A 23087-nucleotide genomic window follows, 5' to 3' on the forward strand; every position below is an offset into this window, starting at 1 on the left:
CAGCGCCCCATGACCCCCTTTACCACCCGCAGTTTGCTGCTGATGTTGAGCGGCCCTTCAATGCTCGTCACTGCCGCCGAACAGGACGAGGCCACCGGCTTCATCGCCGACAGCCATTTGACTGTACTTAACCGCACTGTCTACGACCGGCGGGATTATCACCATGGCTCGCTCAGCAACGGTGCGCGCAACGGGTTCAAGCCCAGGGCGGCGCGCAGCGACTTGGCTGAAGAATGGGCCTATGGGCTAATGGCCGATTTCGCTTCAGGGTTTACCCCGGGCACCGTAGGCGTTGGCCTGGACGCCCATGGCTACTATGGCCGCACCCTGGACTCCGGCGGCGGGCGTGCCGGCAAGGCGCGCTTGGTCGGCGTCGATAACGACGGCCATCCCAAGGATGACTTCAGCCGCGCCGGCGCGGCGCTGAAGTTGCGCTGGTCCTCGACTGAGTTGCGCTACGGCGAGCAAAGGGTCAAAACCCCGGTATTTGGCTCCTCCGACAGCCGGCTGTTGCCTGAAACTGCTACCGGGCTGTGGCTCCATAGCCGGGAATGGAAGTCCACGCAGTTGTCCGCTGGCCATTTCACCGGCAGCACCGACCGTAACGCGAGCAATCATGATCGCGGTTTTGTGGTGAATTACTCCAATGGCCGACAAGGCAACCACTTCGATCTGGCCGGGGTTCGTTACAACGGCCTGCCGGGCCTGAGCGCGAGCTTTTTCACCGCCCTCTACGAAGACACCTGGCGCCAGCACTATATAGGCAGCACCTATGTGTGGGCTTTGAGCCGGGAGCAGGCGTTGACCTTCGACCTCAACCTGTATCGCAGCGAGGATCAGGGCCAGGCGCTATCGGGCCAAATCGACAACACCGCCTGGAGCCTAATGACCACTTGGGCCAACGGCTTTCATCGGTTTGGCGTGGGATACCAGAAGATCGACGGCGACACGCCGTTCGACTACGTGACCCGCGGCGCGATATTGCTCGGCAATGCGGTGGCATTGTCCGACTTCAACGCGCCCAATGAGGCGTCTTGGCAATTGCGCTACGATTTCGACATGACCGCCTTCGACTTGCCTGGCTTGACCCTGGGGGCAGCCTACGTACGTGGCAGCGGTATTGATGGCAGCCATGTCGACCCACGGGGCGGCTACGCTTATCTGGGCTATGGACGCGGTGGCAAGCACTGGGAGCGTGACCTGCAAGCGCGCTATGTGGTGCAGTCGGGGCCGGCAAAAAATCTATCGGTGACCTTGCGCCACGCGTTGCACCGAGGCAATACGGCGGAGGCTGAACTGGATGCTCAGCAGCTTAGGCTGGCGGTCGAATACCCGTTGGGGGTCTGGTAACGACGCTCATTAAAGTGGCCGGCGCCATCGCGCCAGCCCCTCCAGGGTTTTACTTGGTGACCGGTACGATATCAATGATGGTGCCGTTGGTGATTTCGATCAGCACGTACTTGTCGTTCACCAGCGCCCACTGCGTATCTTCTTTCGGCGCGGGGAGGCCCTTCTGTTTCCAATTGGAAATCGCATTTTCCTTGCGCCGGTATTGGTCGGAAATTTTGTCGCCTTTTTCCAGGCTTTCCGCTTCCACACCGGGGGATTTAACGTTGACGGTGGGCTCTTGGGCGGCTTGCACCGGCAAGCTGCCTGCAGCCATCAAACCCGCAAGGGCCATACCGGCAAAAAGGGCTTTCATGTTCATAGACTGCTCCTGGGTGGTTTCTACTGCTCGTACCAGATCAGACTTCAGCGCCCGGCAATCATTCAAACCTTTACCAGTTTCAAGCAGCCCGCACGCTAATGAAGGCGCAGCCCTGTGGAGCTGTCGAACGAATGTGCGCGCCTTTGGCGATCACTTCCTGGGCCAGTTCTGCGTCGGGGATGTGCAGCAGCCACGGCTGAGTCGAGCCGGGAAGCGGCTCGGTTACCGTGCGCAGGGTGTGGAGAAAATGGCTCATGTCCGGCAGGTAGGTGGCGAACCCATCGCCTTTAAGGGCCATGGTGGTGAACCCCAGACGTTCGCAAATATGCGCTTTGGCGGCAATTTCGTCACGGTCAGCCTGACGTGATTGTTCGATATGGCCGGCCAGCTCAGGGTCGGCCAGGGTATTGCCATGGATCATGACCGGGCCGCTGTCCCAAGCTTCGCTGGGGCAATCCTTGGCTTGCGGGCGCAATGGGATGTTTGGGTTGATTTCCATCGGGTAGATGCGGCACACCAATGGGCGGCGCAGGTAGATCGCGCAGCGGTTATCTTCGAGCAGATTGCGGCAGCGCCCGCTGTTGAACGCGGCAAAAGTGATGGATACGTACACCTGGGTGCTACCGCACTCGATCGCCAGCGAGCGCCGGCGGGCATGCTCCAACTGCGCGGGTGACAGGTCGATGCCCTGGCGTAGCGCCTGGTCCATGAACGCCTCCAACAGGACGATCACTTGGCCGCCGTCCTCGGCCCACATCTGGGCTTCCGCCAGGGTCAGGGGGACATGATGATCGGTACAGCATTTGCCACAACTGGTGCACGAAAAACGTATCGTCATCGGTATTGAACCCTGTGGGGGGGGAGGCGCCGGTGGGCACCGGCGCAGCGTGAATATCCTTCGCCAAGGGTACTACTTGAGCATCAAGGCATCCAACTGCTGCATGCCTGGCTTGTGTTCGATCGGCGTATAGGTCGGCAGGATTTTAATGGCATGGAACGCCACGGTGTTGTAAGGCACGCTTACCTCGGCCTGGCCCGCCAGGGCCGGGTGGCTGGCGATCAACTGGCGAACCTCTTCGATGATCTGGCTTTGTTGCTCCTGGGGCAGGTCAGCGATAAAGCTGATGGAGCGAATGCGGTTAACGATCACATTATCCGGGGTACCCCGGTGGTGATGTTGGAAGTGGCTTTCCTTGGGCATGCTGAAACCACCGCAGGGAAACATCTTGCGCCATTCGCCATCGTAATAGCGCGGGTGATCGCCCGCGTGCCGGGCAACAATTTTCGCCAGCTGCGCGACCCAGTCCTGGCTGGCATCGCGCAGGTTCCAGATCAGCCCCAGACGCCCGCTGGGCTTGAGGACTCGGTGAATCTGCGCCATGGCCTGTACATTGGCGAATAAGTGGAAGGCCTGGGCGCAAACGACAGCATCGATGCTGCCGCCCTCGACATGGTGTTCCAGCTCTTCGGCGCGGCAACTCAACAGGCTGAAGTCACCCGCAGCTACCGGCGCGCTGCGCGCCTGAATTTGCTGCATAAGGGCGTCACGCATGGCTTTTTCCGGTTCCACGGCGGTGACCTTGGCACCGATGTCAAGCAAGCGCTGGGTGAATTTGCCGGTGCCTGCACCGAGGTCCAGCACGCGCGTGCCTTTTTTGATTTCCAAGGTCTTGCGCAACCAACCGTCGACCTCGGGAGGGTAGCCCGGGCGCCCGCGGGTATAGGCGTCGGCGGATTGGAACGCCCCGGTGACCGTTGACCATTGCAGCATGCTCGACAAACTTTTCATGATCGACCCCTTTCTCAGTGGCTCGGCATTTTTGTTCTGGATGTCGCGGCGCGGCCAGGCGGTCGCGCCTTATGCCAAGCTTAGTTCACCTTCGGCCAGTATGCAGGCGGGGGCAGGGCGGACGGCGTTACAGGCTCGAGCGCAAGGGGATCGGCTCGCGAGCGGCTTGGCCGGCATCATCTTGCAGCCCGACCATTTCATCATGGACGGCGGCCTGCACCAGGAACAACTGCACACCGTCGAGCCCGGACAGCAATTTGCGCGCTTCCTCAACCGAGGCCACGTGCAGGGTGGCGCCATTGCTCTCGGCCACTGGGGTCGAAATATCGCTCGCCAGGGCATGCATTACGTAAGACCCGCCCTCCATCGATACCAGATTGATCTCGGTCACACTGCCGTCTTTGACCTGTTTGGCCAATTCATGAAGGTTCATGGTGGGTCGCCTGTTGTGGTTAATGTAAAGAGTTGACCTTGGTGGGGGCGTCCAATTCAGTTTTTCCTGGGGGCACGGCCATACAGGGGCGCCATTACGATTCCTTGAACTTGCAGGTCCATCGGGCCCTCCTAACTCGCACACGCCAGCACCCGATGAGGTACCCATGAATACGTTAATAGAAGAGACACAAATCGACACCGCCGATCTGCGCAGCGCCACTGAAATCTGGCTGGTCAAACCCGGCGCTGTCACCGCCCACGAAAACGACGGTGAGCGTCGCTGCCTCTGGCGCGGTGGGCCGGTAGTGAGCCATGACATGCTCAGCGAAGGCACCCACGCGCAGAATGTGCAGCGGTTTTACCTGGCGGTCGCCGATCTGCACAACGACCAGCACGTAGAGGGTCTGATTGCCCGGGTCCAGCTGCGGTTGCGCCAATATGGTCTGGAGGGTGAGTTTCTGCCTTCTGAGCAGGGCGCCGATTGAAACGGGAGTGCTGACATTGGCGGTTTAAGCCAATCGCCTCTTGGCCTCGGGCTCAGGGTCTTTTAGGCTGGCGGTTCGGGCCCGCGCTGCGCGGGCCGTCATGACCGCGCGCCGTCTTGGCGTGCCGCCTTGGAGACTCATCCCATGAGCATTACCCGTTACGGCACTGGCGCAGTGGGCGCCGGTGGCCAACCCCTGCCGTTCGCCCGCGCCGTTGCCGCCGATGGTTGGCTGCATGTGTCCGGCCAGGTCGCCATGGAAAACGGCGAAATCATCGACGGCGGTATCGTCGCGCAAACCCACAAAACCATGCAGAACCTCATCGCTATTCTCGAAGAAGCCGGGTACGGCCTTGAGCATGTAGTGCGCGCCGGCGTCTGGTTGGACGACCCGCGTGATTTCTGGAGCTTCAACAAGGTCTTCGCTGAATACTTCCCCAGCCACCTGGCCCCCGCCCGCGCATGTGTGCAGGCGTCCATGAGGGTCGACTGCAAAGTCGAGATCGATTGCGTCGCGTATAAAGCGCCATAGACCGAAACACTCCGGAGGCCCCATGAGCGCCATTCACTGGACCGTAGAAAAAGGCTGGGCCGCGCCGGGCGCGCGCTTGGTCAGCGACGTCAGCCTGCCCGCGCTGGTGCTGCACCGTAGTGCCGTGGAACACAATATCCGCTGGATGCAGGCATTCGTAGAAGCTAGCGGCGCGCAACTGGCCCCCCATGGCAAGACCAGCATGACCCCCGCGCTGTTCCAGCTTCAGCTGGAGGCAGGCGCGTGGGGCATGACCCTGGCGACTGCGGTGCAAACCCGCGCCGCCTATGCCCATGGCGCGCGGCGGGTGTTGCTGGCCAACCAGCTGGTGGGCGCGGCGAATATGGCCTTGATCGCCGAGTTGCTGGCTGACCCGGACTTCGAATTTCATTGCATGGTCGACCACGCAGACAACGTGGCAGCCCTTGGGCAATTCTTCGCCGAGCGCGGGCTGCGCCTGAACGTGATGATCGAATACGGCGTCGTTGGTGGCCGCTGCGGCTGCCGTAGCCCGGATCAGGTGCTGGCGCTGGCCGAGGCCATCGCCGCCCACCCGGCATTGGCGTTGACGGGCATCGAGGGCTACGAAGGGGTGATCCACGGTGCACAGGCCGAGGGGGACATTCGCGCCTTCGCCCGTTCCATGGTCGACCTGGCGCTGGTTCTGCAGGCCCGCGGTGCCTTTGCCTTGGAGCGGCCGATCGTCACGGCCTCGGGCTCGGCCTGGTACGACTTGATTGCCGAGGCTTTCGATGCGCGCGCGGCACGGGGCGATTTTCTGGCGGTGTTGCGGCCGGGCAGTTACGTGGTGCATGACCACGGCATTTATCAAGACGCGCAGTGCGCCGTGCTGGCGCGCCGGGGCGACCTTGACGATGCGCTACGCCCGGCATTGGAAGTGTGGGCCCACGTGCAGTCGCTCCCCGAGCCAGGCCTAGCTGTTGTCGCACTGGGCAAGCGCGACGTGGCCTTCGATGCCGGGTTGCCCAGGCCGTTAAAGCGCTATCGGGCAGAGGTCGAGCCGCCGCTGGGCGATGATGTAAGTGCCTGCCGCGTCACCGCGTTGATGGACCAACATGCATTTATGTCGGTGCCTGAGGGCTGCGAGCTAAGCATCGGCGACATCATTTCGTTCGGCACCTCGCACCCCTGCCTGACATTCGACAAATGGCGGATGGCCTGCTGGGTGGACGACGAGTTTCGGGTGTTGGAGGCATTCCCGACGTTTTTTTGAACGCCCGTCGGCACCCGCTTTGCGTCAGCCGCCAGCCTGCAGAGCATTCAGGCGCCGCGCTGTGCCTCACAGCGGTAATGCATGCTTTTATCCTCCCGCGCCGCATTGAGCTCCTGGGCGCGGGCCTGGCAGTTGGCGACACGCTTGGTTTCGGGCACTGATTTGTCCTCAGCCCAGACGAATTGCGGTGGCATACAGGTTTCCAGGTTTGGGCTGGTACACACCACGACGTTAAGGAAAAAAGCGGGAAGACTCATTGGCAACTCCTGTCGTTGATCAATAGTGCCGGGGGCGGTCAGCGAACGACTGCAATCGCCCCTGAATAAGATACGAACTGCCTCCAGGGCGAAACATTAACATCTGAAAATAATGCTGCGAAGTTTTCGTGTAAATTTTTTGACGTCATTAACTACATGATAGTTATCTTTTAAATCATTCACTTAAGGGGCCTGCTGGCGTAGACGCTACTGGCACATTGCTCATAAACTTCCTCCGCACCTGTCAGCCTTCACCCCCTCCATAAGGCTTGCCCATGAACCTGCCCGAGCACGCGCTATCGCGTCCCCCGCCGATCCCTGCGCCGTTACGGCCTGCTTTCAATGCCTACGTACTCAAACACTACCGGGGGTTTCTGCTCGCTATCAATCTCATCGCGGCAGCCGCCTTCATGGCCTATGTCATCGCCGATGCGTTACTCATTCCCGACATGGCCCAAGCCTCGTTGATCACCCGCCTGAGTATGGTGACCCTGGGCCTGTTCGATGTATTTATCCTGTTTCGCTACAGCCGCAATGTGGTGCTGTTGGATCAACTGATGCCGTTTCACGACATCCTTTCCACCGTGGCCTGGTTCGAACTGCTCAAACACAGCACCTCGCCAGACGTGCCGAGCTTTGTATTCGCGTCGGTCATCTTCATCATTCTGTGCAACTTGGGCGTCAGGGTTTCATTAAGGGGCACGCTGGTGTGTTCCCTGTTGATCGTCGCCTTGACCCTGGGCAACGTGGTGCTGCTGCACCCTGGCGATGCCAGGTCGGTACTGGTGTTTAGCGTGGTGTATTTGCCGGTGGTCGCATTCAGTCTATTTATTGGCTGGCACAACATCATGGGCGTACGCAGGGCCTTTTACGCCGACCTCGAGCAACAACGGCAACAGTTCGAGTTATCCGCCTTGAACCTGCGCCTACAAGCGCTGGCCGTCACCGATGCCCTGACCGGCGTAGGTAACCGCCGCGCCTTCGACCTGCGACTGGCGCAGCACTGGGACGCCCTACAGGCGCAAGGGCAGGGCTTCGCCTTGTTATTGCTGGACATCGACTACTTCAAACCCTTCAACGACCACTACGGCCACCCAGCTGGCGACCTCTGCCTGATTCGAGTTGCCACTACCCTGGTCAACTCCCTCGACCCGGCACAATCTCAGATATTCCGCTACGGTGGCGAGGAGTTCGCCATCCTCGTGCCGGTCACCGACCCCCTGACCCTCAGCCGCATGGCCAACAGCCTGGTGCAAACCCTGGCCGACCTGCGCATCGAACACCGGCACCGCATCGACGGCGACGACGGCATCACCATCAGCGTCGGCGCCGCCCTGGCGCAATCCCCGGAAGTGGTCGAAGCCCACGATTTGATCGAACTGTGCGACCGCCTGCTGTACCAGGCCAAACAGCAAGGGCGCAACCGAGCCTGCGTGTAGGGCCTTGCGCGTAGAAGCTCCCCCCGTCGTCTTCGATGCCGCGCTATCGCGCCGCAAACCGGGGATGTGTCTACCGTTGAAGGTGTGCGCGGGGCCGTAACGAAGAACTCGGGGGCAAGACCCCCTTCTACGATCAGCGACATATTCGATATATAAATCTACCGCTGACCGTAGGAGGGGGCCTTGCCCCCGAGCTCTTGACCTTCCCCACACCCGCGCAGTACCTCCAGCCCCCGCCTAAATATCCCTCACGCCCCCTCGTCTAAACCCCTGACTTCATCCCCCTGCGCCCCGTTTGCCCCAAGGAGACACCATGTCATTGTTCGGTATGCTGGTCCGAGCTTCGCGCACGCTTTTGTACGTGGCCGTGGCCACCAGCCTGGTTTGTGGCTTGGCCAATGTGGTGTTGGTGGCGCTGATCAATCAGGCCCTTAACGCGCCCCTTGAGGGGCTGGGTGGTTATGCGCTGCCGTTTGTGCTGGCGATTGCCGTGGTGATGGGCACTCAGGTGCTGTCGCGGGCGATGTTTGCGCAGTTGAGCCAGCAGGGCTTGGCGACCTTGCGCGTGCATATCGCGCGGCACGTGGTGGCGGCGCCGCTGCGGCGCCTGGAGCAGACCGGGCGGGGGCGTATTCAGGCGGCTTTGGCAGATGACACCACCACGCTGTCGAACTTTTTTACCGGTTTTCCGACGCTGGTCACCAGCTTGGTGGTGGTGCTCGGGTGCTTGGGTTATCTGGCGTATTTGTCGTGGTCGATTTTTTTGGTGTCGGTGTTGACCATCGGCCTAGGCTCCCTGGGCTATCACCTGTGCCATACCCATATGCTCAAATATTTCCGCACGGCGGGCAGCAGCCAAGATGAGTTGTTCGGCCATTTCGATGCGATGGTCTCAGGTGCCAAGGAACTGAAGTTGAACCGCGGCAAAGCCCGGCGTTTTGTTGAGGAGGTTTTGGTCTCGGCGGTGGAGCGGGTGCGCTACAACCGGGCCAAGGGGCTGGTGCTGTTTTCCATCACGGGGGCGTGGGGCCGCTTGTTGTTTTTGGTGCTGATTGGCCTGGTGTTATTTTTGCGCCTGTGGATGCCGGCCGATGCGGCCGTGATCACCGGTTACGTGATGGTGTTTCTGTACATGATGGGCCCGCTGGAAGGGGTGTTACTGAGCCTGCCACAGTTGAGCATGGCCCAGGTGGCCAGTGCTCGTATCGAATCCACCCTGGACGAGTTGCGCGCCGAGGTGGAAAACGACTCCCGCCCATTGGCCACCGGCCAGCGCGGTGTCACCCTGGAGTTACAGGCGCTGACCCATGGTTATTTCAATGAGCGCGAAGACGAAGTGTTCACCCTGGGCCCGATCAACCTGACCCTCAAGGCCGGTGAAACCACCTTTCTGGTGGGCGGCAATGGCAGCGGCAAGACCACCCTGGCCAAGCTGATAGCCGGTTTGTACACCCCGGAGAGCGGGCACATCAAGGTGGACGGCCGGCAGCTGGTGGCAGGGGAGTGGGGCGCTTATCGGCAGCTGTTCTCGGCAGTGTTCGCCGACTTTCATTTATTTGACTCGCTACTGGAAGCGCCGGATCCGGCCTTTGATGCCAAGGCGCGGGAGTGGCTAAGCAAATTGCATCTGGAACATAAAGTCAGCGTCAGTGAAGGGGCGTTCTCTACCCGCGATCTCTCCCAAGGCCAGCGCAAGCGCTTGGCGCTGATTGCGGCCTGCTTGGAGAACCGCCCGGTGATTGTTTTCGACGAATGGGCGGCCGACCAGGACCCGACCTTCCGTGACGTGTTCTACCGCGAGCTGCTGCCCCAGTTGCGTGCCCAGGGTAGGACCCTGCTGGTGATTTCCCATGATGATCGTTACTTCCACCTGGCCGACCAGTTGATCAAGCTCGAGCGCGGGCAGATCAGTGAGCGCGAGGTAGCCCCGCCGCTTACCGAAACGGCCTAGGTCCAGGCCATCAAGCGCCGCTAAAAGGGCCTAAATCCATAGGCCCGCCAACCGTATAAGTTGTATTCGGTAGCCCACGCACTACCGACCCTCCCATTCCTGTCTGGAAGGAATCGACGACATGACGCAACACGCCCCTTCGCCCTCGGTACATGACGTAATCGGTATCGGTTTTGGCCCCTCCAATCTGGCGTTGGCCATCGCTTTGCAAGAACGTGGCGAGCAGACCGGTCAGGCGCTCAAGCCTCTGTTTCTGGAGCGCCAGGCCGATTACCACTGGCATGGCAATACCCTAGTGGCGCAGAGCGAGTTGCAGATTTCCTTCCTCAAAGACTTGGTCACCCTGCGCAACCCGTCCAGCCCTTACTCTTTCGTTAACTATTTGCAGGCCCACGGCCGCCTGGTGGACTTTATCAACCTGGGCACCTTTTACCCGTGCCGCATGGAGTACAACGATTACCTGCGCTGGGTGGCCACGCAGTTTTCCGCCCAGGCCCGTTTGGGTGAGCAAGTGCTGCGCGTCGAGCCCGTGCACGAGGGTGGGCGAATCCGCCGGCTGCAGGTGATCAGCCGTGACGTGCACGGCCGCGAACAGGCGCGCCTGGCGCGCTCTGCCGTGGTCAGCACCGGCGGCACGCCGAAGATTCCCCTGGCGTTCACGCCGTTCAAGGACGACCCACGGGTGTTTCACCACGCCCGCTACTTGTCGGCCATGGCCGGGCAACCCTGCAGCCAAGGCAAGCCCATGCGCATCGCCGTGGTGGGGGCAGGGCAGAGTGCAGCTGAGGCATTCATCGATTTGAATGACAGCTACCCATCGGTGCAGGTGGACATGATCCTGCGCGCCGCCGTGTTGAAGCCGGCCGATGACAGCCCATTCGTCAATGAGATCTTTGGCCCGGACTACACCGACCTGGTGTTCAACCAGCCGGAAACCGAGCGCGAGCGGCTGATCCGCGAATACCACAACACCAACTATTCGGTGGTGGACCTGAACCTGATCGAACGTATCTACGCCATTCTGTATCGGCAGAAGGTCTCGGGCCAGCCTCGGCATGGCTTCCTGTGCCGGCGCTCGATCGAATCGGTGGAGTCGCTCGATGGCCGCTTGCACCTGCAATTGCGCGATCTGGCCACGGGCAGCCACGAGTCCCGCGGCTATGATGCGGTGATTCTGGCGACGGGCTACGAGCGCCGCTCTCACCGTGAGCTACTGGCGCCGCTAAAAGACTACCTGGATGATTTTCGCGTCGATCGCAGCTACCAGCTGCTCGCCCGCCCTGAGTTGGAAACGCCCATCTTTATCCAGGGGTTTAGCCAGCACTCCCATGGTTTGAGCGATACCTTGCTGTCGGTATTGCCGGCCCGCGCTGGAGAAATTGCCCAAGCGCTGGAGTTGCAGTTGGCGCGGGTGAATCTGAGCAGCGAGCATAGGCGCCACAGCACAGCGGTTTAAGACCGGGACAAGCCGGCCGATAGAGGGGATGGCCGCCAAGTCGTGGGTCTCCGATGCACCGTAATGGGGCGGGCTGTGCGACCAAAGGTTGCACCGGGAGTCTAAAGCCGCTGTAAGGATGGCCGATATCATGACAATATTGATATCAAACGGCCATCTTGTTAGGAATAAGGTGCCTTGAGTGCCCGCTTGCACGCCTGGATGGCGTGGGTGGTCTATCGCGAGTTCCCTCTTGAGCAATTCCCGGCACTACACGCTGCACTTGCAAAATGTGCTGCGCCTGCCCAATTTACTTGCCCACGGCTTTGCTGCCGTGGCGTTTCCGTTGAGCGTGATCCTCAATCCTTACTTGCAGGGCGTTTCGGTTGCCACCGGCTGGTTCGGTTATGCCGGCATGTTGCTCTGCAGTGCCGTGATGCTGCTATCCCGGCGTTTTTTATTCTGGCGTCTGTCGTTGAGCATCTTTGTGGTGTTCGAGGGCCTGGCTTATATCTCGCTGATCGACGCTATGGGCGCCCCCGGGCGCGTTTGGTTGCTGCCGGTGGCGGTGCTGATCTGCCTGGGGGTCACGGCGTTCTTTTCCCATCTGTTCGATTACCTGCTCAGTTGCATTTGCGTGTGGGCGATGGTGTTGTACGGCCGGCATGACTTGATCGTGCCGTCGGTGGATACCGGGCTGCTGTACCTGTTGATCGGCATGACCCTGGGCATGGGCGCCTTGCTCAGCATGACGTTCCTGCGCGCCTTGCAAACCACCCATGCCCTCACCGAACGCTACCGGACCCTGGCTGAAACCGATGGCCTGACCGGGTTGGAGAACCGCCGTTCGCTAATGGCGGCATTGGACAAGGCCTGTGCGGAAACTGATGGGCAGAGCCTGCACATTGCCATGTTGGATATCGATGACTTTAAGGCGATCAACGACCGCTACGGCCACGCGCAAGGCGATGCAGCCTTGACCTGGATGGCCGATGCCTTCCGCCGCTGCATGGGCCAACAACGCTATGGTCGCCTGGGCGGCGAGGAATTCGGCGTGTTGTTTCGCGGGCGTAGCGATATGGAGGTGCAAACGCAGTTGCAGGATTTACTGAGCACCGTGCGCGGCGAGTCGACCCTGGGGTTCAGCTTTACCTTCAGCGGAGGCATCGCCACCTGGGGGCCAGGGGCCGATTCCACCAGCTTGCTCAAGCAGGCTGACCAGCAGTTGTACCTGGCCAAACGGGCAGGCAAAAGTTTGGTCTACTGGAACGAAACGCCCGTCTGCCGGTAGGAGGGCCCTTGGCCCAAGTAGGAGGGGCCTCAGCCCCGAGCTCTCGATCTTCAGCCCCAAATACCGCATCAAGGCAAAAGATCGGGGGCGGCCCCCTCCTACGCATCGGATGTGCAGGGGGCTCGGCCCCAATCTGTTATCACAGCGTCCCGCCAAATATCGGTCTGCGCCGAGATTTCCTGAACTGTTTGCGCGCAGCGGCTTCTATCCCTAGACGTCGCTGATCGTTGCAGCCTCAGGATTTCCAGCCCTATCCTTTATTTTCGAGCGTTCGACCATGACAGACCTATCATCCGGCATCAAACTTCCCGACACCGAGGGCACGCGCCCAGCCAGTCGCGTCAGCGAGGGCCTGCCTTATCCGTTAGGTGCCACGTGGGACGGTTCAGGTGTCAACTTTGCGATTTTTTCCGCCAACGCTACCAAAGTCGAGCTGTGCCTGTTCGACATCGACGGCAATGAAGAAATCGAGCGTATCGAACTTCCGGAGTTCTCTAACGAGATCTGGCACGGTTACTTGCCCGACGCCCGTCCTGGCACGCTCTACGGCTACCGCGTTCACGGCCCGTATGACCCCGCCAATGGCCACCGCTTCAACCCCAATAAACTCTTGATCGACCCCTACGCCAAACAGATTTCTGGTGAGTTGCAGTGGGACGATGCTTTGTTTGGCTACACCGTGGGCCACCCCGATGGCGATCTGTCCTTCGACGAACGTGATAGCGCGCCGTTTATGCCGCGTTGCCGAGTAGTCGACCCGGCATTCACCTGGGGCACCACGGGTAAGCCAAACACCCCGTGGGACAAGACTATTTTCTATGAAACCCACGTTCGCGGTTTCACCATGCAGCACCCTTCCGTACCGGAGTCGATCCGTGGCACGTTCGCCGCGTTGAACGAGAACGACGTGGTGGAATACATCCGCGACCTGGGCGTGACCTCGGTCGAGCTGATGCCAATCCATTATTTCCTCGATGACAACCATCTGTTGGAAAAGGGCCTGCGCAACTATTGGGGCTACAACACCCTGGGCTTCTTTGCACCCCATGCGCGTTATATGGCGGGGCAGTCGATCAGCGAGTTCAAGATCATGGTCTCGCGCTTCCATAAGGCTGGCCTGGAAGTGATCCTGGACGTGGTGTACAACCACACCGCTGAAGGTAACGAGATGGGCCCGACGTTGTCCCTCAAAGGGATCGACAACGCCAACTACTACCGCCTGATGCCCGACGATGCGCGTTATTACATCAACGACACCGGCACCGGTAACACCCTGAACATGAGCCACCCTTGCGTGCTGCAAATGGTCACCGACTCCCTGCGCTACTGGAGCACGGAGATGGGCGTGGACGGTTTCCGTTTCGACCTGGCGACCATTCTGGGCCGCGAAGCTCATGGTTTCAGTGAGGGCGGTGGCTTCCTCGACGCTTGCCGTCAGGATCCGGTGCTGGCTCAGGTGAAACTGATCGCCGAACCTTGGGACTGCGGCCCTGGCGGCTACCAGGTGGGCAACTTCCCGCCAGGCTGGATGGAGTGGAATGACAAGTTCCGCGACATTTCCCGGGCCTTCTGGAAGGGCGAAGACGAGCAACTGGGCCATTTCGCCAAGATCTTCCTGGCCTCTGGCGACCAGTTCAACCGCCGCGGGCGCAAGCCAGCGTCGTCGGTGAACTTCATTACTGCCCACGATGGCTTCACCTTGAACGACCTGGTGTCGTACAACGACAAGCACAACGAAGCCAACGGCGAAGACAACCGCGACGGTCACTCCGACAACAAGTCGTGGAACTGTGGCGTGGAAGGCCCGACTGATGATCCCGAGATCGTCGCACTGCGCTACCGCCAAATGCGCAATTTGCTCTCTACCTTGTTCCTGGCCCAGGGCACGCCGATGCTACTGGCCGGTGACGAATTCGCGCGCACCCAGGGCGGCAGCAACAATGCGTACTGCCAAGACAGCGAAATCGGCTGGATCGACTGGAACATCAGCGAGAAGAGCACCGAGCTGCTGGAGTTCACTCGCTACTTGATCGACCTGCGTCGCCGCTACCCGATCCTGCACCGTAATCGCTTCTTCACTGGCGACTACAACGAAACCCTGGGCGTGAAGGACGTCAGCTGGATCCAGCCCAATGGCGAGGAGATGGGCTCGGAGCAGTGGGAAGATGGCAACAATAAGTGCATGGGCATCTTGCTCGATGGGCGTGCTCAGCCAAGCGGTATCCGCAAGGCCGGTGCCGACCATTCGCTACTGATCGTGGTCAACTCCCACTATGACATGGTCGAATTCACCCTGCCGTCGGTACCCCAGGGCGAGCGTTGGATGTTGCAACTGGACACCAACCAGGAAGAATTCGAGCCCGGTGACACGTTTAACTTCGGCGACCAGTATCAAGTCACTGGGCGTTCAGTGTTGATGTTCGAGCTGGGTGTAACCAAGAAGAAAAAACGCGGCTAACGGCTGTGCGGTAAAAAAAGGCCTGGCGCAATGCCGGGCCTTTTTGTGGGTGCTGTCCCGTCCTGAATAAGGTTTACACCTTCTGACCTTTCCTCAGGAGGACTTAATGGATTCGGGTAAAAGGCGCAGCCAACGCGATTACACGCTAGCCTTTAAATTATCGGTCGTAGACCAGGTTGAAAAAGGCGAGTTGAGTTATAAAGAAGCCCAGCGACGCTATGGCATCCAAGGCCGGTCGACGGTGCTGGTCTGGTTACGAAAGCACGGTCGACAGGATTGGAGCCAAGGCGCATCAATTCGAGAGCCGAGGATCAGGTCCATGACCGAGCCAACCCTCCCGCCGTCACCCGAGCAGCGGATTAAAGAGCTTGAAGAGCAACTGGCACTGAGCAATCAGAAGGCCCAGTTCTTTGAAGCTGTCGTGAACGTCTTGAAAAATGACTACGGTGTTTCCGTCGTAAAAAAGCGACCCGGCAAGTCCTCTCACAAGGGCAAATCCAAGACCTGAGTATTAGCAGGGCTTGCCTCTTCATGGGTATTTCGCGCCAAGCGTATTACAAGCGCAATCGCGCTTTTGACGCGAGAGTCCGCCAAGACCAAGAGGTGATGGACTTCGTCCTGGAAAAGCGGCGTCGCCAGCCTAGGCTGGGAACGCGCAAGCTGCACTACTTGATGAGCGTCGAAGCTCCTGCGTCGTTGTGCGTGGGTAGAGACCGTCTGTTTACCATCCTTCGTGATGCGCGCGAGCTGGTTCCGCGCAAACGGGCTTATCACAAGACCACTCATAGCCATCATCGCTTTCGCCGGCATTCCAACCTGCTCAAAGCAGGTCCGGAACAAGTTGTGGCTAGTGGGCCCGAACAGGTCTGGGTTGCAGACATAACCTACCTGCCTACGCAGGAAAGCGTGGCCTACGTGAGCCTTGTGACAGATGCGTACTCACGCAAGATTGTTGGCCATCACGTGCATGAAAGCCTGCATACCCAGTCGGTGATAAAGGCACTGGAAAAAGCGGTAAGAGAGCGAAAAACCGATCAGATACTGATTCATCATTCAGATCGCGGCGCCCAGTACTGTTCCGACCTCTATCAGCGGCTGCATACCAGGTATGGAATCCGGTGCTCGATGACTGATGGCTATGACTGCTACCAGAACGCTATGGCCGAGCGGGTAAACGGGATATTGAAGACTGAGTTTCTACTCAATCGGCCTAAAGACTTGGCAGATGCAGTGAAAATGGTGGATGAATCGGTGCAGATCTACAATAGGGAGCGGCCACACTTATCCCTGAAATACAAAACGCCCGATGCGGTGCATCGGGCGTTTTGAGCGTGAAACAGGTGTAAACCTATTTCAGGACTAGACATGCCTTAAATATAGCTTCCGACTTTTTGATCGTGATCGGTATTGCCAGAAGATCAAAAGATCGGGGCTGAGGCCCCTCCTACGCACCCGTCGTAGGAGGGGGCTTGCCCCCGATCTTTTGTCTCATCCCTCAGTGCGTCAGCCCTGGCACCGTCACTTGCCATTGCCCCAGCAATAAGCGCGCAGCCGCAAAGCTGATGAGGGTCGCTAATGTCCACAACACACTGCCGCCCAGGATGATGCCCAGCGCGATCTGGTACGCCAGCCAATTTTTGCTGCGTGGTTTGCGTCGCGGTTTGAATACGGCGGGTTGGTCTAGGTCCGGTTCTGCTCGCAAATCGTCGTTCATGGGGCTCCGCTGCTGGTTTCAGCAAAAAGGGAAGGGGCGATGGGGCGATATTAGCCTAGCCAGGGGGCTGGCCTAAGATCTTTCTGCCATCGCTCGACAGCCGATCAGTGCCGGCCTGACTCATCGCTTCCCTAGGCCGGGCTCGATGGTTACAGTGGATGATTTCCAGGAGGACGCCCTTATGCCACGCAATGCTGCCCGCTCGATGGCCGTTGCGACCCTGCTGGCCCTGTGCCTCGGTTGCGCTCACCCGAACGCGAATCAGCCTGAGCCCAGCCCGTCGGTGGCTATCGACTACGCCCAGCAGCGCTACGCCGATACCGCATTCGTGCACCCTACGCTAGTCGGGCAAGCCCAGGCCGCGCGCTTTCGCCAGGACATCGATGCCTGCGATCGGAGCGCGCAGAAGCGTTACCAGAACGCGCTAGAGAATGCCGCCAAGTTGCAACAGATCTATGGCCAGCGCCTTACCCCTGAAGCATTGCAGCAGATCAAGCAAACCGAGGTGACGTGGTGCATGGCGGGCGACCCCAGGGCGCGCACGACCGGCAAGGGCTGGCGCCTGCGTTGAAATTTTCAGAGCGTTATTTGCGGAAAGTATCTATGAAGAATGTTGTTACGTCGTGGTGGGTGGGCTTGGTTATGGTGATGGCGTGTCAGGCTCAGGCCGCTGATCTCGAAGCCGGGGAGAAACTCTTCACGCGAGTGTGCGGTGGCTGCCACAAGGTCGGGCCTTCAGCACGCGCCGCTTTCGGCCCTGAGCTCAACGGTATCTTTGGGCGCCGCGCAGGCAGTACCGAGGGCTATGTGTATTCGCCTGAAATGAAAGCCTCGGGGATTGTCTGGGACCGCGAAAAACTCACCGCCTTTGTCGCGGATCCCAGCGAGGTGGTGCCCGGGACCAAAATGCGCCTTTGGGGCATCAGCGATGCCGAAAAAGTGGATAACCTGCTGGCCTACTTGGCGACCTTCAAGTAAGCAGCACCGGGGCGGTGTGGCCGCCCCAGTGGTCGATCAGCGAGTCAGGTCGGCTTGCAAGCGTGCACCGGCGTAAGCCTGTGCTTCTTCTGCTTTTTTAACCACCGCGGCGGTGCCAAAGAACTCATGGGTCACCCCTGGGTAGACCTTGCGCTCAACGCTAACCCCAGCGTTGCGCAAGGCCTGCTCCAGTTGCGCGCCGTCGTCACGCAATGGGTCAATTTCAGCATTGATCAAGGTTACCGGCGCCAAGCCCTTGAGGTTAGCGTGGACCAGATCCAAACGAGGGTCTTGTAGGTCGCTGGTGTTCTTGGTCACGTTTGCGACAAACCACAACATCATCGGCCGGTTCAGCGGCATGGCATCGGCATACTGCAGGTACGCCGGGGTATCGGTCTTGGTTTGCGCGACCGGGTACACCGCCAGCACATGGCGTGGGGCAGTCAAACCGGCTTTGTGAGCGGCGACGGCCGTGGCCACCGCGAGATTTCCCCCCGCGCTTTCTCCGGCCAGGCCCAGGCGCTGTGGGTCACCTTTAAGCGAGGCGGCGTTTTGGCTGAGCCAGCGATAGGCCGCGAGCGCGTCATCGTGGGCAGCGGGAAATTTGTTTTCCGGGGCCAATCGGTAGTCCACCGAGACCACGATGGCGTTAGCCTGTTTGGCCAGACCACGGGCGCCGCCGTCATACACCTTACGGTCAGCGAACACCCAGCCACCGCCGTGGAAATACAACACCACCGGGAACGGGCCAGTACCGGCGGGGGTGTAGACCGTCGCCGGCATACTGTTGCCGGCCGCGCCCGGGATGCTGATCTCCTGGGTGGTCACCCCTGGCACCAAATCAGTCGGCTCGCTGGAGCGCTTCTGGTCGGCGAGCACACCCTTCACCGCGTCCGCGATGGTGGGTTGCTGGCGGGCTTCGGCGGGGCTGATTTTTTCGACCGCTTTGGCATCGAAGCTGGCGAATTTGTTCAGCACCTTTTGCATATCCGCGTCAGTGCGCAGCAGGCTTTTCGTGCTGCTCACAGCCAATTCGGAAACGGAGCGTTTTTCCGGGTCACGGGCGCAGCCGCTCAGGCCCGCGGCCAAGCCGGCAACACACAGGGACAGCAGCGCAGCTGAACGAAGCTTGGAAGGTATTGGCATTGTTATCTCTCGCGCATAGGAATGGGGATACCCTTATTTGGTGCGCGCGCGAGTAGGCGGTGTTCAAAGCAAAATGACCTTGTGCCGACCGACGGTCAGTCATCCATTGCCGGTTAGTCTGAGGGTATCAAGTGGTAATCCAGCAGAGGGTTTCTCGGAGCCCGGACAGCTTTCCATCACTCCACCAACAACAATGACGCATCAAAGCCCAGGCGCAAGTTGCCCCAGTGACGGCCGTCGATAAAGAACGGCACGTCGATCTCGGTCATGATTTCTCCGGTGTCGCGCAGGTAGGTTTGCAGCAGGAAACGCTGGGTATTGCTGGCGGCGCGCAGGCCGGTGGGGTCGCTGAACATGCGTTTATTGCGGCACACGGGCAGGTCGACTTCGCGGTTGCCTGTCGGTGTTTTCGAGACCCAGCTGTTGTTTACCGGGCAGTAGCCTTTGGTGTCGACGATAAACGCCACCTTGCCCCCCGGGGTGCCCTTGGCGAGGATGTCGATCTCTTGCTGGCAGACCTGGGCGAAGCGTTCGGTGTAGGCGGTCAGGTATTGTTTGGGGTCGGTGTTGGGGATCATCCGGTAGGTCTGGTCGAACAGGTTCAAGCCACCCTTGTGCAAGGCGTTCAGGTGCTCCTGCAAGCGGTCGCGGCACTGGCTGGCACGGGTGATCGCCGCGTCCAGCGCGCCGTGGCCGAGGACGAAACGGCCGAGCAGGGTTTGCACCCGCTCGGCGACGCCGGAGAGGTCGCGGGTGGCGGTCGCCGAGTGCTGCATGCGCTGATCGATGGCTTGGCTGTCCGCGTAGATCTGGGTGACACGGTCGTTGATACCGGTATTGCTGTCGGCGAACTGCTGTATATGCTCGGCGATGTCAGCCAGTTTGCCGCTGGTGGCTTCGAAATCGCCAATCATGCTCTCGAAGTGCCCGGAAGCGCGCTCCACCACGTTTTGCGTTTGGCGCGCGCTGTCGCTGATCTCTGCGGTTTGTTGGTGGGTCTTGCTGACTTCCAGCAACATTGCATCGATGTTGCTGGAAATATCGTCAGTGGCGCGGCTGACGTTCTGCGCCAAGGTGCGTACCTCATCGGCGACCACAGCGAAACCGCGGCCGCTCTCGCCGGCGCGGGCCGCTTCGATGGCCGCGTTGAGGGCCAACAGGTTGGTTTGCGAAGAGATCTGCTGGATCAAGCCGACGATGGACTTAATGCTGGATGAACGCTGGTTCAGCGCCGACACCAAGGTCCCGAACTCACTGAGGCGGGTGGATATCTCGCTGATCTTACCGGTCACGTCGAGCAGTTCGCCGTAAGAGTTGCGGGCCATGCTGAGGTTCTGCGCGGTGGTGCTGGAGATACCCTGGGTTTGCAGCGAGACCTCTTCGATGCGCCCAACGGCGGTGTTGCTTTGTTCCATGACCTCTTTGGCGAAGCGCGCCTGGTGGGTCGTGCTGTCGCTGGAGTCGCTGATGTTTTTCAGCGACCGCGCCGACTCGACGGCAATATGCACGGTCAGGGCTTGAACGTTGCTGATGATTTCCCGTTGCTTACCCAAGAAGCGATTGCAGGTGTTGGCCAGGGTGCGGATTTCGTCGTGGGTGAGCAGGGGCAGGTCTTTGGACAAGTCACCTTCGCCATTGGCCACTTCTTCCAGGGCGCGGGTCATGTTGTTGACCGGGCGCACGATCAGGTGCCGGAAGTACCAGACCATAAAACTGACCAGCGTCAAAGTAAACAGAGTGCTGGCCAGGATAAAGTTGTTCAATAGGTCGAGGCGGCTTTCGATCTGGCTCAAAAGGGCTGGGTCCAGCGCTGCGCCGCGCAAGGGCTGGAGGATCTCGCCGCGCAGGTTCAATGCCACCCAGTAGAGCAGTGCACTGACCAGTACGAGCAGGAACAGGCTGGAGAGTTTTTTGGTCAGGCTATCGAAAAATTGCTTCTCGATAGACTCGTAAACCGTCTTCCACATCTGCATGCCGCTGCTCCTGGGCAGTTAAATTTTGAAATAATTCAACTTCGATCCTTAAAAATCGACCGCCGGTGGCAAACCTTTAATCAGCTGATGAACCCAATGTGACGGATTAAGTTTTACGCCTCGGGCGCGAGACCACCGATTCAATATTTTTCCGGCCAATTAGCCCCGGCTGTGCGGGTTGCGGCAGCAACCACTTGTACATCACCAGGCAATCCACCAGCCCCAATTGACCGTGACGATAGGCTTTGGGCAACCGGCCCACCACCTCGAAGCCTAGCTTTTGCCACAGCGCTACCGCCACTTCATTGCTGCTGACCACCGAATTGAACTGCATGGCCATAAAGCCCTGGTCACGCGCCAGTTGTTGCGAGTGCTCGCACATCAACCGGGCCACGCCCCGGCCACGGGCGGCCGCGCTCACCATATAGCCGCAGTTGCACACGTGCCCACCGGGGCCGGCCGCGTTGGCCTTGAGGTAGTAGCTGCCCAGCAGGGTGCCTTGCTCGTCCTCGGCGATCAGCGTGTGCAGCGGGTAGTCGAGCCATAGGGCCTGTGCCTGTTCGCGGGTGGTGCTGGGCTCGTAGGCATAGGTTTCGGCGGCACTGACCACGGCCTGGAAAGTGGGCCAGAAACGGTCGAAGTCGGCGGCGGTCATGGGGCGGATATGAATCATTGCGGGCTCTTGGCTAAGCGTCGATGGGGTGCGCGGGTCACTCGCGTTCGTATTGGTCCAGGGTGTCGCTGGCAATCTGCCGGCCCAGGGCGATGAGTTCCGGGGCTTTGTAGAACTCAAAGAAACGGCATACCCGTTTGGGCACATTGATGAGGATGTCCGGTGGGTAGCCGGCGATCTTGTACTGCGCCAGCGACGTTTGCATGACTTCGAAGCTCTGGTTGATCAAGTCCAGCAATGAGGCAGGGCCGACGTTGTCGACGATGATCGAACCTGTGGCCGAGGCGGGCGCGCCAGGTGCTTGCGGCGCAGCGGCGGGTTGTTCGCCCATGGGCAGGGAGATATCACCCAGCCACGGGTTGGCGCTGGCTGCCGCGGGTTTAAGCACGTTTTGCTCGATGCGCAAGATCTGTTCGGCCTGGCGGCGGCGAAACGGCAGATGCGAGCCCAGGGAGGTCATCAAACTGTCGAAACGGCTTTTGAACGCCGCTGGGCGCTCTATAACGGGCAAGGTGTAATGCTTTTGGTTGGTCGAGTTGAGGTTGACCGCAATGATCAAATCGCAGTGGCTGGAGACCACCGGTACGATGGGCAGCGGGTTGAGCAGGCCGCCATCGACCAGCGTACGGTTGCCTTGCACCACGGGGGTGAACAAACTGGGGATCGCCGCCGACGCGCGCATGGCTTGGTGCAGGCAGCCTTCCTGAAACCAAATCTCCTGCTGGTTGGTCAGGTCGGTGGCCACGGCGGTGTAAGGGATGCGCAAGTCTTCGATATTGATCTCGCCGACAATCTTGCGGATCTGCCCGAATACTTTTTCACCACGAATAGCACCCAGGCGAAAGCTCACGTCCACCAGGCGCAGTACATCGAGGTAGTCCAGGCTTTCGATCCAGCGGCGATATTCCGGCAGCTTGCCGGCGGCATACACGCCGCCCACCACGGCACCCATGGAGCAGCCTGCGATGCAGGCGATGTCGTAGCCACGCCGTTCGATCTCCTCGATCACGCCGATATGCGCATAGCCGCGGGCACCCCCGGAACCGAGGACCAGGGCAACTCGTTTTTTCTTGGCGGGCACTGCTCTTTCCATTTGCGGTCAGGGGCGTTAACAATGCACGCTAGCGCGTCCGGGAGCAATATTGGTATGGGCGCCGATGGGCACTTTTGCCTTGCCCTGACGTCTTAGCCAGCACCGTTATCGTGTATTTCTAGAAGGTATCGACACATGAAAGCCTGGATCTGTGTGCCCTTGCTGGCAGTCGCGCTGCTGACAGGTTGCGCTGGCAAAACCGCCTACCGAGAAACCTGCGCCACCCAACTGGACGCCGCCTGGAGCGAACTGGACCTGGCCAAGGCTGAGGGCCTGGCTGGCACCGTGAGTTACTCCAAGGCACTGTCGTTACTGACGGGCGCTAAAACCCAGCAGCAGTTCGAGGTGTACGACGGCTGTATGCACAAAGCCGAGAAGGCTCGCTTTTATATTCGTGAGTCGCGCGCAGGGCGTTGAGTCAGTTCATGGGCCTGGGCGTGGGGTGACAACCTGGCGCCAGGCGGTCTGCAGCGAAGTGACGGCCGCGTCGCACTCGG

Annotated in this window: 23 protein-coding genes; 13 read left to right on the forward strand and 10 right to left on the reverse strand. The window is 60.0% G+C overall.

Going from position 1 to position 23087, the window contains the following annotated elements:
- The first annotated feature begins 9 nt into the window (after window positions 1-9).
- Window positions 10-1350, forward strand: a complete 1341-nt coding sequence (locus QCL65_RS10290) for an OprD family porin (RefSeq protein ID WP_407316121.1) — start codon at window positions 10-12, stop codon at window positions 1348-1350.
- A gap of 49 nt (window positions 1351-1399) precedes the next feature.
- Here the strand turns inward: QCL65_RS10290 and QCL65_RS10295 are convergent, their stop codons facing one another.
- The 4 genes from QCL65_RS10295 to QCL65_RS10310 form a co-directional block, all read right to left on the reverse strand.
- Window positions 1400-1708, reverse strand: coding sequence for an RcnB family protein (locus tag QCL65_RS10295; protein WP_407316122.1), 309 nt, complete (start codon window positions 1706-1708; stop codon window positions 1400-1402).
- A gap of 79 nt (window positions 1709-1787) precedes the next feature.
- Window positions 1788-2546 (reverse strand): YkgJ family cysteine cluster protein, encoded by a 759-nt coding sequence (locus QCL65_RS10300; RefSeq protein WP_407316123.1) that lies wholly within the window; start codon window positions 2544-2546, stop codon window positions 1788-1790.
- A 72-nt stretch (window positions 2547-2618) separates the two neighbouring features.
- Window positions 2619-3497, reverse strand: a complete 879-nt coding sequence (locus tag QCL65_RS10305) for a class I SAM-dependent methyltransferase (RefSeq protein WP_407316124.1) — start codon at window positions 3495-3497, stop codon at window positions 2619-2621.
- Between the two features lie 127 nt (window positions 3498-3624).
- Complete coding sequence (locus QCL65_RS10310; protein WP_407316125.1) at window positions 3625-3930, reverse strand: DUF6482 family protein; 306 nt, start codon at window positions 3928-3930, stop codon at window positions 3625-3627.
- A 166-nt stretch (window positions 3931-4096) separates the two neighbouring features.
- On the opposite strand from QCL65_RS10310, the gene QCL65_RS10315 reads away from it, so the two are divergent.
- The 3 genes from QCL65_RS10315 to QCL65_RS10325 all read left to right on the forward strand — a co-directional run bounded on the left by QCL65_RS10315 (window position 4097) and on the right by QCL65_RS10325 (window position 6182).
- Window positions 4097-4417: a hypothetical protein gene (locus tag QCL65_RS10315; protein WP_407316126.1), complete on the forward strand. Its 321-nt coding sequence runs from the start codon at window positions 4097-4099 to the stop codon at window positions 4415-4417.
- Between the two features lie 144 nt (window positions 4418-4561).
- The gene (locus tag QCL65_RS10320) at window positions 4562-4948 is read left to right on the forward strand and encodes a RidA family protein (protein ID WP_407316127.1); all 387 of its coding nucleotides are present in this window, start codon (window positions 4562-4564) and stop codon (window positions 4946-4948) included.
- 22 nt (window positions 4949-4970) lie between these two features.
- Window positions 4971-6182, forward strand: a complete 1212-nt coding sequence (locus tag QCL65_RS10325; protein WP_407316128.1) for an amino acid deaminase — start codon at window positions 4971-4973, stop codon at window positions 6180-6182.
- Window positions 6183-6229: 47 nt separating this feature from the next.
- Here the strand turns inward: QCL65_RS10325 and QCL65_RS10330 are convergent, their stop codons facing one another.
- Window positions 6230-6439: a hypothetical protein gene (locus QCL65_RS10330; protein ID WP_407316129.1), complete on the reverse strand. Its 210-nt coding sequence runs from the start codon at window positions 6437-6439 to the stop codon at window positions 6230-6232.
- A 275-nt stretch (window positions 6440-6714) separates the two neighbouring features.
- On the opposite strand from QCL65_RS10330, the gene QCL65_RS10335 reads away from it, so the two are divergent.
- From QCL65_RS10335 to QCL65_RS10360, 6 genes are all read left to right on the forward strand, one after another.
- Complete coding sequence (locus QCL65_RS10335) at window positions 6715-7878, forward strand: diguanylate cyclase domain-containing protein (RefSeq protein WP_407316130.1); 1164 nt, start codon at window positions 6715-6717, stop codon at window positions 7876-7878.
- Window positions 7879-8191: 313 nt separating this feature from the next.
- Window positions 8192-9829 (forward strand): cyclic peptide export ABC transporter, encoded by a 1638-nt coding sequence (locus tag QCL65_RS10340; protein ID WP_407316131.1) that lies wholly within the window; start codon window positions 8192-8194, stop codon window positions 9827-9829.
- A 121-nt stretch (window positions 9830-9950) separates the two neighbouring features.
- Window positions 9951-11285 (forward strand): lysine N(6)-hydroxylase/L-ornithine N(5)-oxygenase family protein, encoded by a 1335-nt coding sequence (locus tag QCL65_RS10345; RefSeq protein WP_407316132.1) that lies wholly within the window; start codon window positions 9951-9953, stop codon window positions 11283-11285.
- A gap of 232 nt (window positions 11286-11517) precedes the next feature.
- A complete protein-coding gene (locus QCL65_RS10350; RefSeq protein ID WP_407316133.1) occupies window positions 11518-12555 on the forward strand; it encodes a GGDEF domain-containing protein in 1038 nt (345 codons plus the stop codon).
- A 277-nt stretch (window positions 12556-12832) separates the two neighbouring features.
- On the forward strand, window positions 12833-15013 hold the full coding sequence (glgX, locus tag QCL65_RS10355) for a glycogen debranching protein GlgX (protein ID WP_407316134.1): 2181 nt from the start codon (window positions 12833-12835) through the stop codon (window positions 15011-15013).
- 106 nt (window positions 15014-15119) lie between these two features.
- Window positions 15120-16342, forward strand: a protein-coding gene (locus tag QCL65_RS10360) for an IS3 family transposase (protein ID WP_407311676.1) whose coding sequence is annotated in 2 segments (ribosomal slippage) — window positions 15120-15471 and window positions 15471-16342 — 1224 coding nt in all. Because the reading frame shifts where the segments join, the coding sequence is not laid out codon by codon here.
- 166 nt (window positions 16343-16508) lie between these two features.
- On the opposite strand, the gene QCL65_RS10365 is transcribed toward QCL65_RS10360, so the two are convergent.
- On the reverse strand, window positions 16509-16727 hold the full coding sequence (locus QCL65_RS10365) for a hypothetical protein (RefSeq protein ID WP_407316135.1): 219 nt from the start codon (window positions 16725-16727) through the stop codon (window positions 16509-16511).
- A 181-nt stretch (window positions 16728-16908) separates the two neighbouring features.
- Between QCL65_RS10365 and QCL65_RS10370 the strand changes: the two genes are divergently transcribed.
- Together QCL65_RS10370 and QCL65_RS10375 are read left to right on the forward strand one after the other, a co-directional pair.
- A complete protein-coding gene (locus QCL65_RS10370) occupies window positions 16909-17298 on the forward strand; it encodes a hypothetical protein (RefSeq protein ID WP_407316136.1) in 390 nt (129 codons plus the stop codon).
- 71 nt (window positions 17299-17369) lie between these two features.
- Entirely contained in the window at window positions 17370-17705 is a 336-nt protein-coding gene (locus tag QCL65_RS10375) for a c-type cytochrome (protein ID WP_407316777.1), read from the forward strand.
- Window positions 17706-17741: 36 nt separating this feature from the next.
- On the opposite strand, the gene QCL65_RS10380 is transcribed toward QCL65_RS10375, so the two are convergent.
- From QCL65_RS10380 to QCL65_RS10395, 4 genes are all read right to left on the reverse strand, one after another.
- On the reverse strand, window positions 17742-18851 hold the full coding sequence (locus QCL65_RS10380; protein WP_407316137.1) for an alpha/beta hydrolase: 1110 nt from the start codon (window positions 18849-18851) through the stop codon (window positions 17742-17744).
- A 176-nt stretch (window positions 18852-19027) separates the two neighbouring features.
- The gene (locus tag QCL65_RS10385) at window positions 19028-20824 is read right to left on the reverse strand and encodes a methyl-accepting chemotaxis protein (RefSeq protein WP_407316138.1); all 1797 of its coding nucleotides are present in this window, start codon (window positions 20822-20824) and stop codon (window positions 19028-19030) included.
- Window positions 20825-20930: 106 nt separating this feature from the next.
- Window positions 20931-21497 carry a GNAT family N-acetyltransferase gene (locus QCL65_RS10390; RefSeq protein WP_407316139.1) on the reverse strand — a complete coding sequence of 189 codons (567 nt, stop codon included), beginning with the start codon at window positions 21495-21497 and terminating at the stop codon, window positions 20931-20933.
- Window positions 21498-21534: 37 nt separating this feature from the next.
- Window positions 21535-22578 carry a patatin-like phospholipase family protein gene (locus QCL65_RS10395; protein WP_407316140.1) on the reverse strand — a complete coding sequence of 348 codons (1044 nt, stop codon included), beginning with the start codon at window positions 22576-22578 and terminating at the stop codon, window positions 21535-21537.
- Between the two features lie 147 nt (window positions 22579-22725).
- Here QCL65_RS10395 and QCL65_RS10400 point away from each other — a divergent pair, with 147 nt between their 5' ends.
- On the forward strand, window positions 22726-23007 hold the full coding sequence (locus QCL65_RS10400; protein WP_407316141.1) for a hypothetical protein: 282 nt from the start codon (window positions 22726-22728) through the stop codon (window positions 23005-23007).
- Window positions 23008-23087 lie beyond the last annotated feature (80 nt).

Source organism: Pseudomonas sp. nanlin1 (assembly GCF_045571515.1).
Taxonomy (GTDB): Bacteria; Pseudomonadota; Gammaproteobacteria; order Pseudomonadales; family Pseudomonadaceae; genus Aquipseudomonas.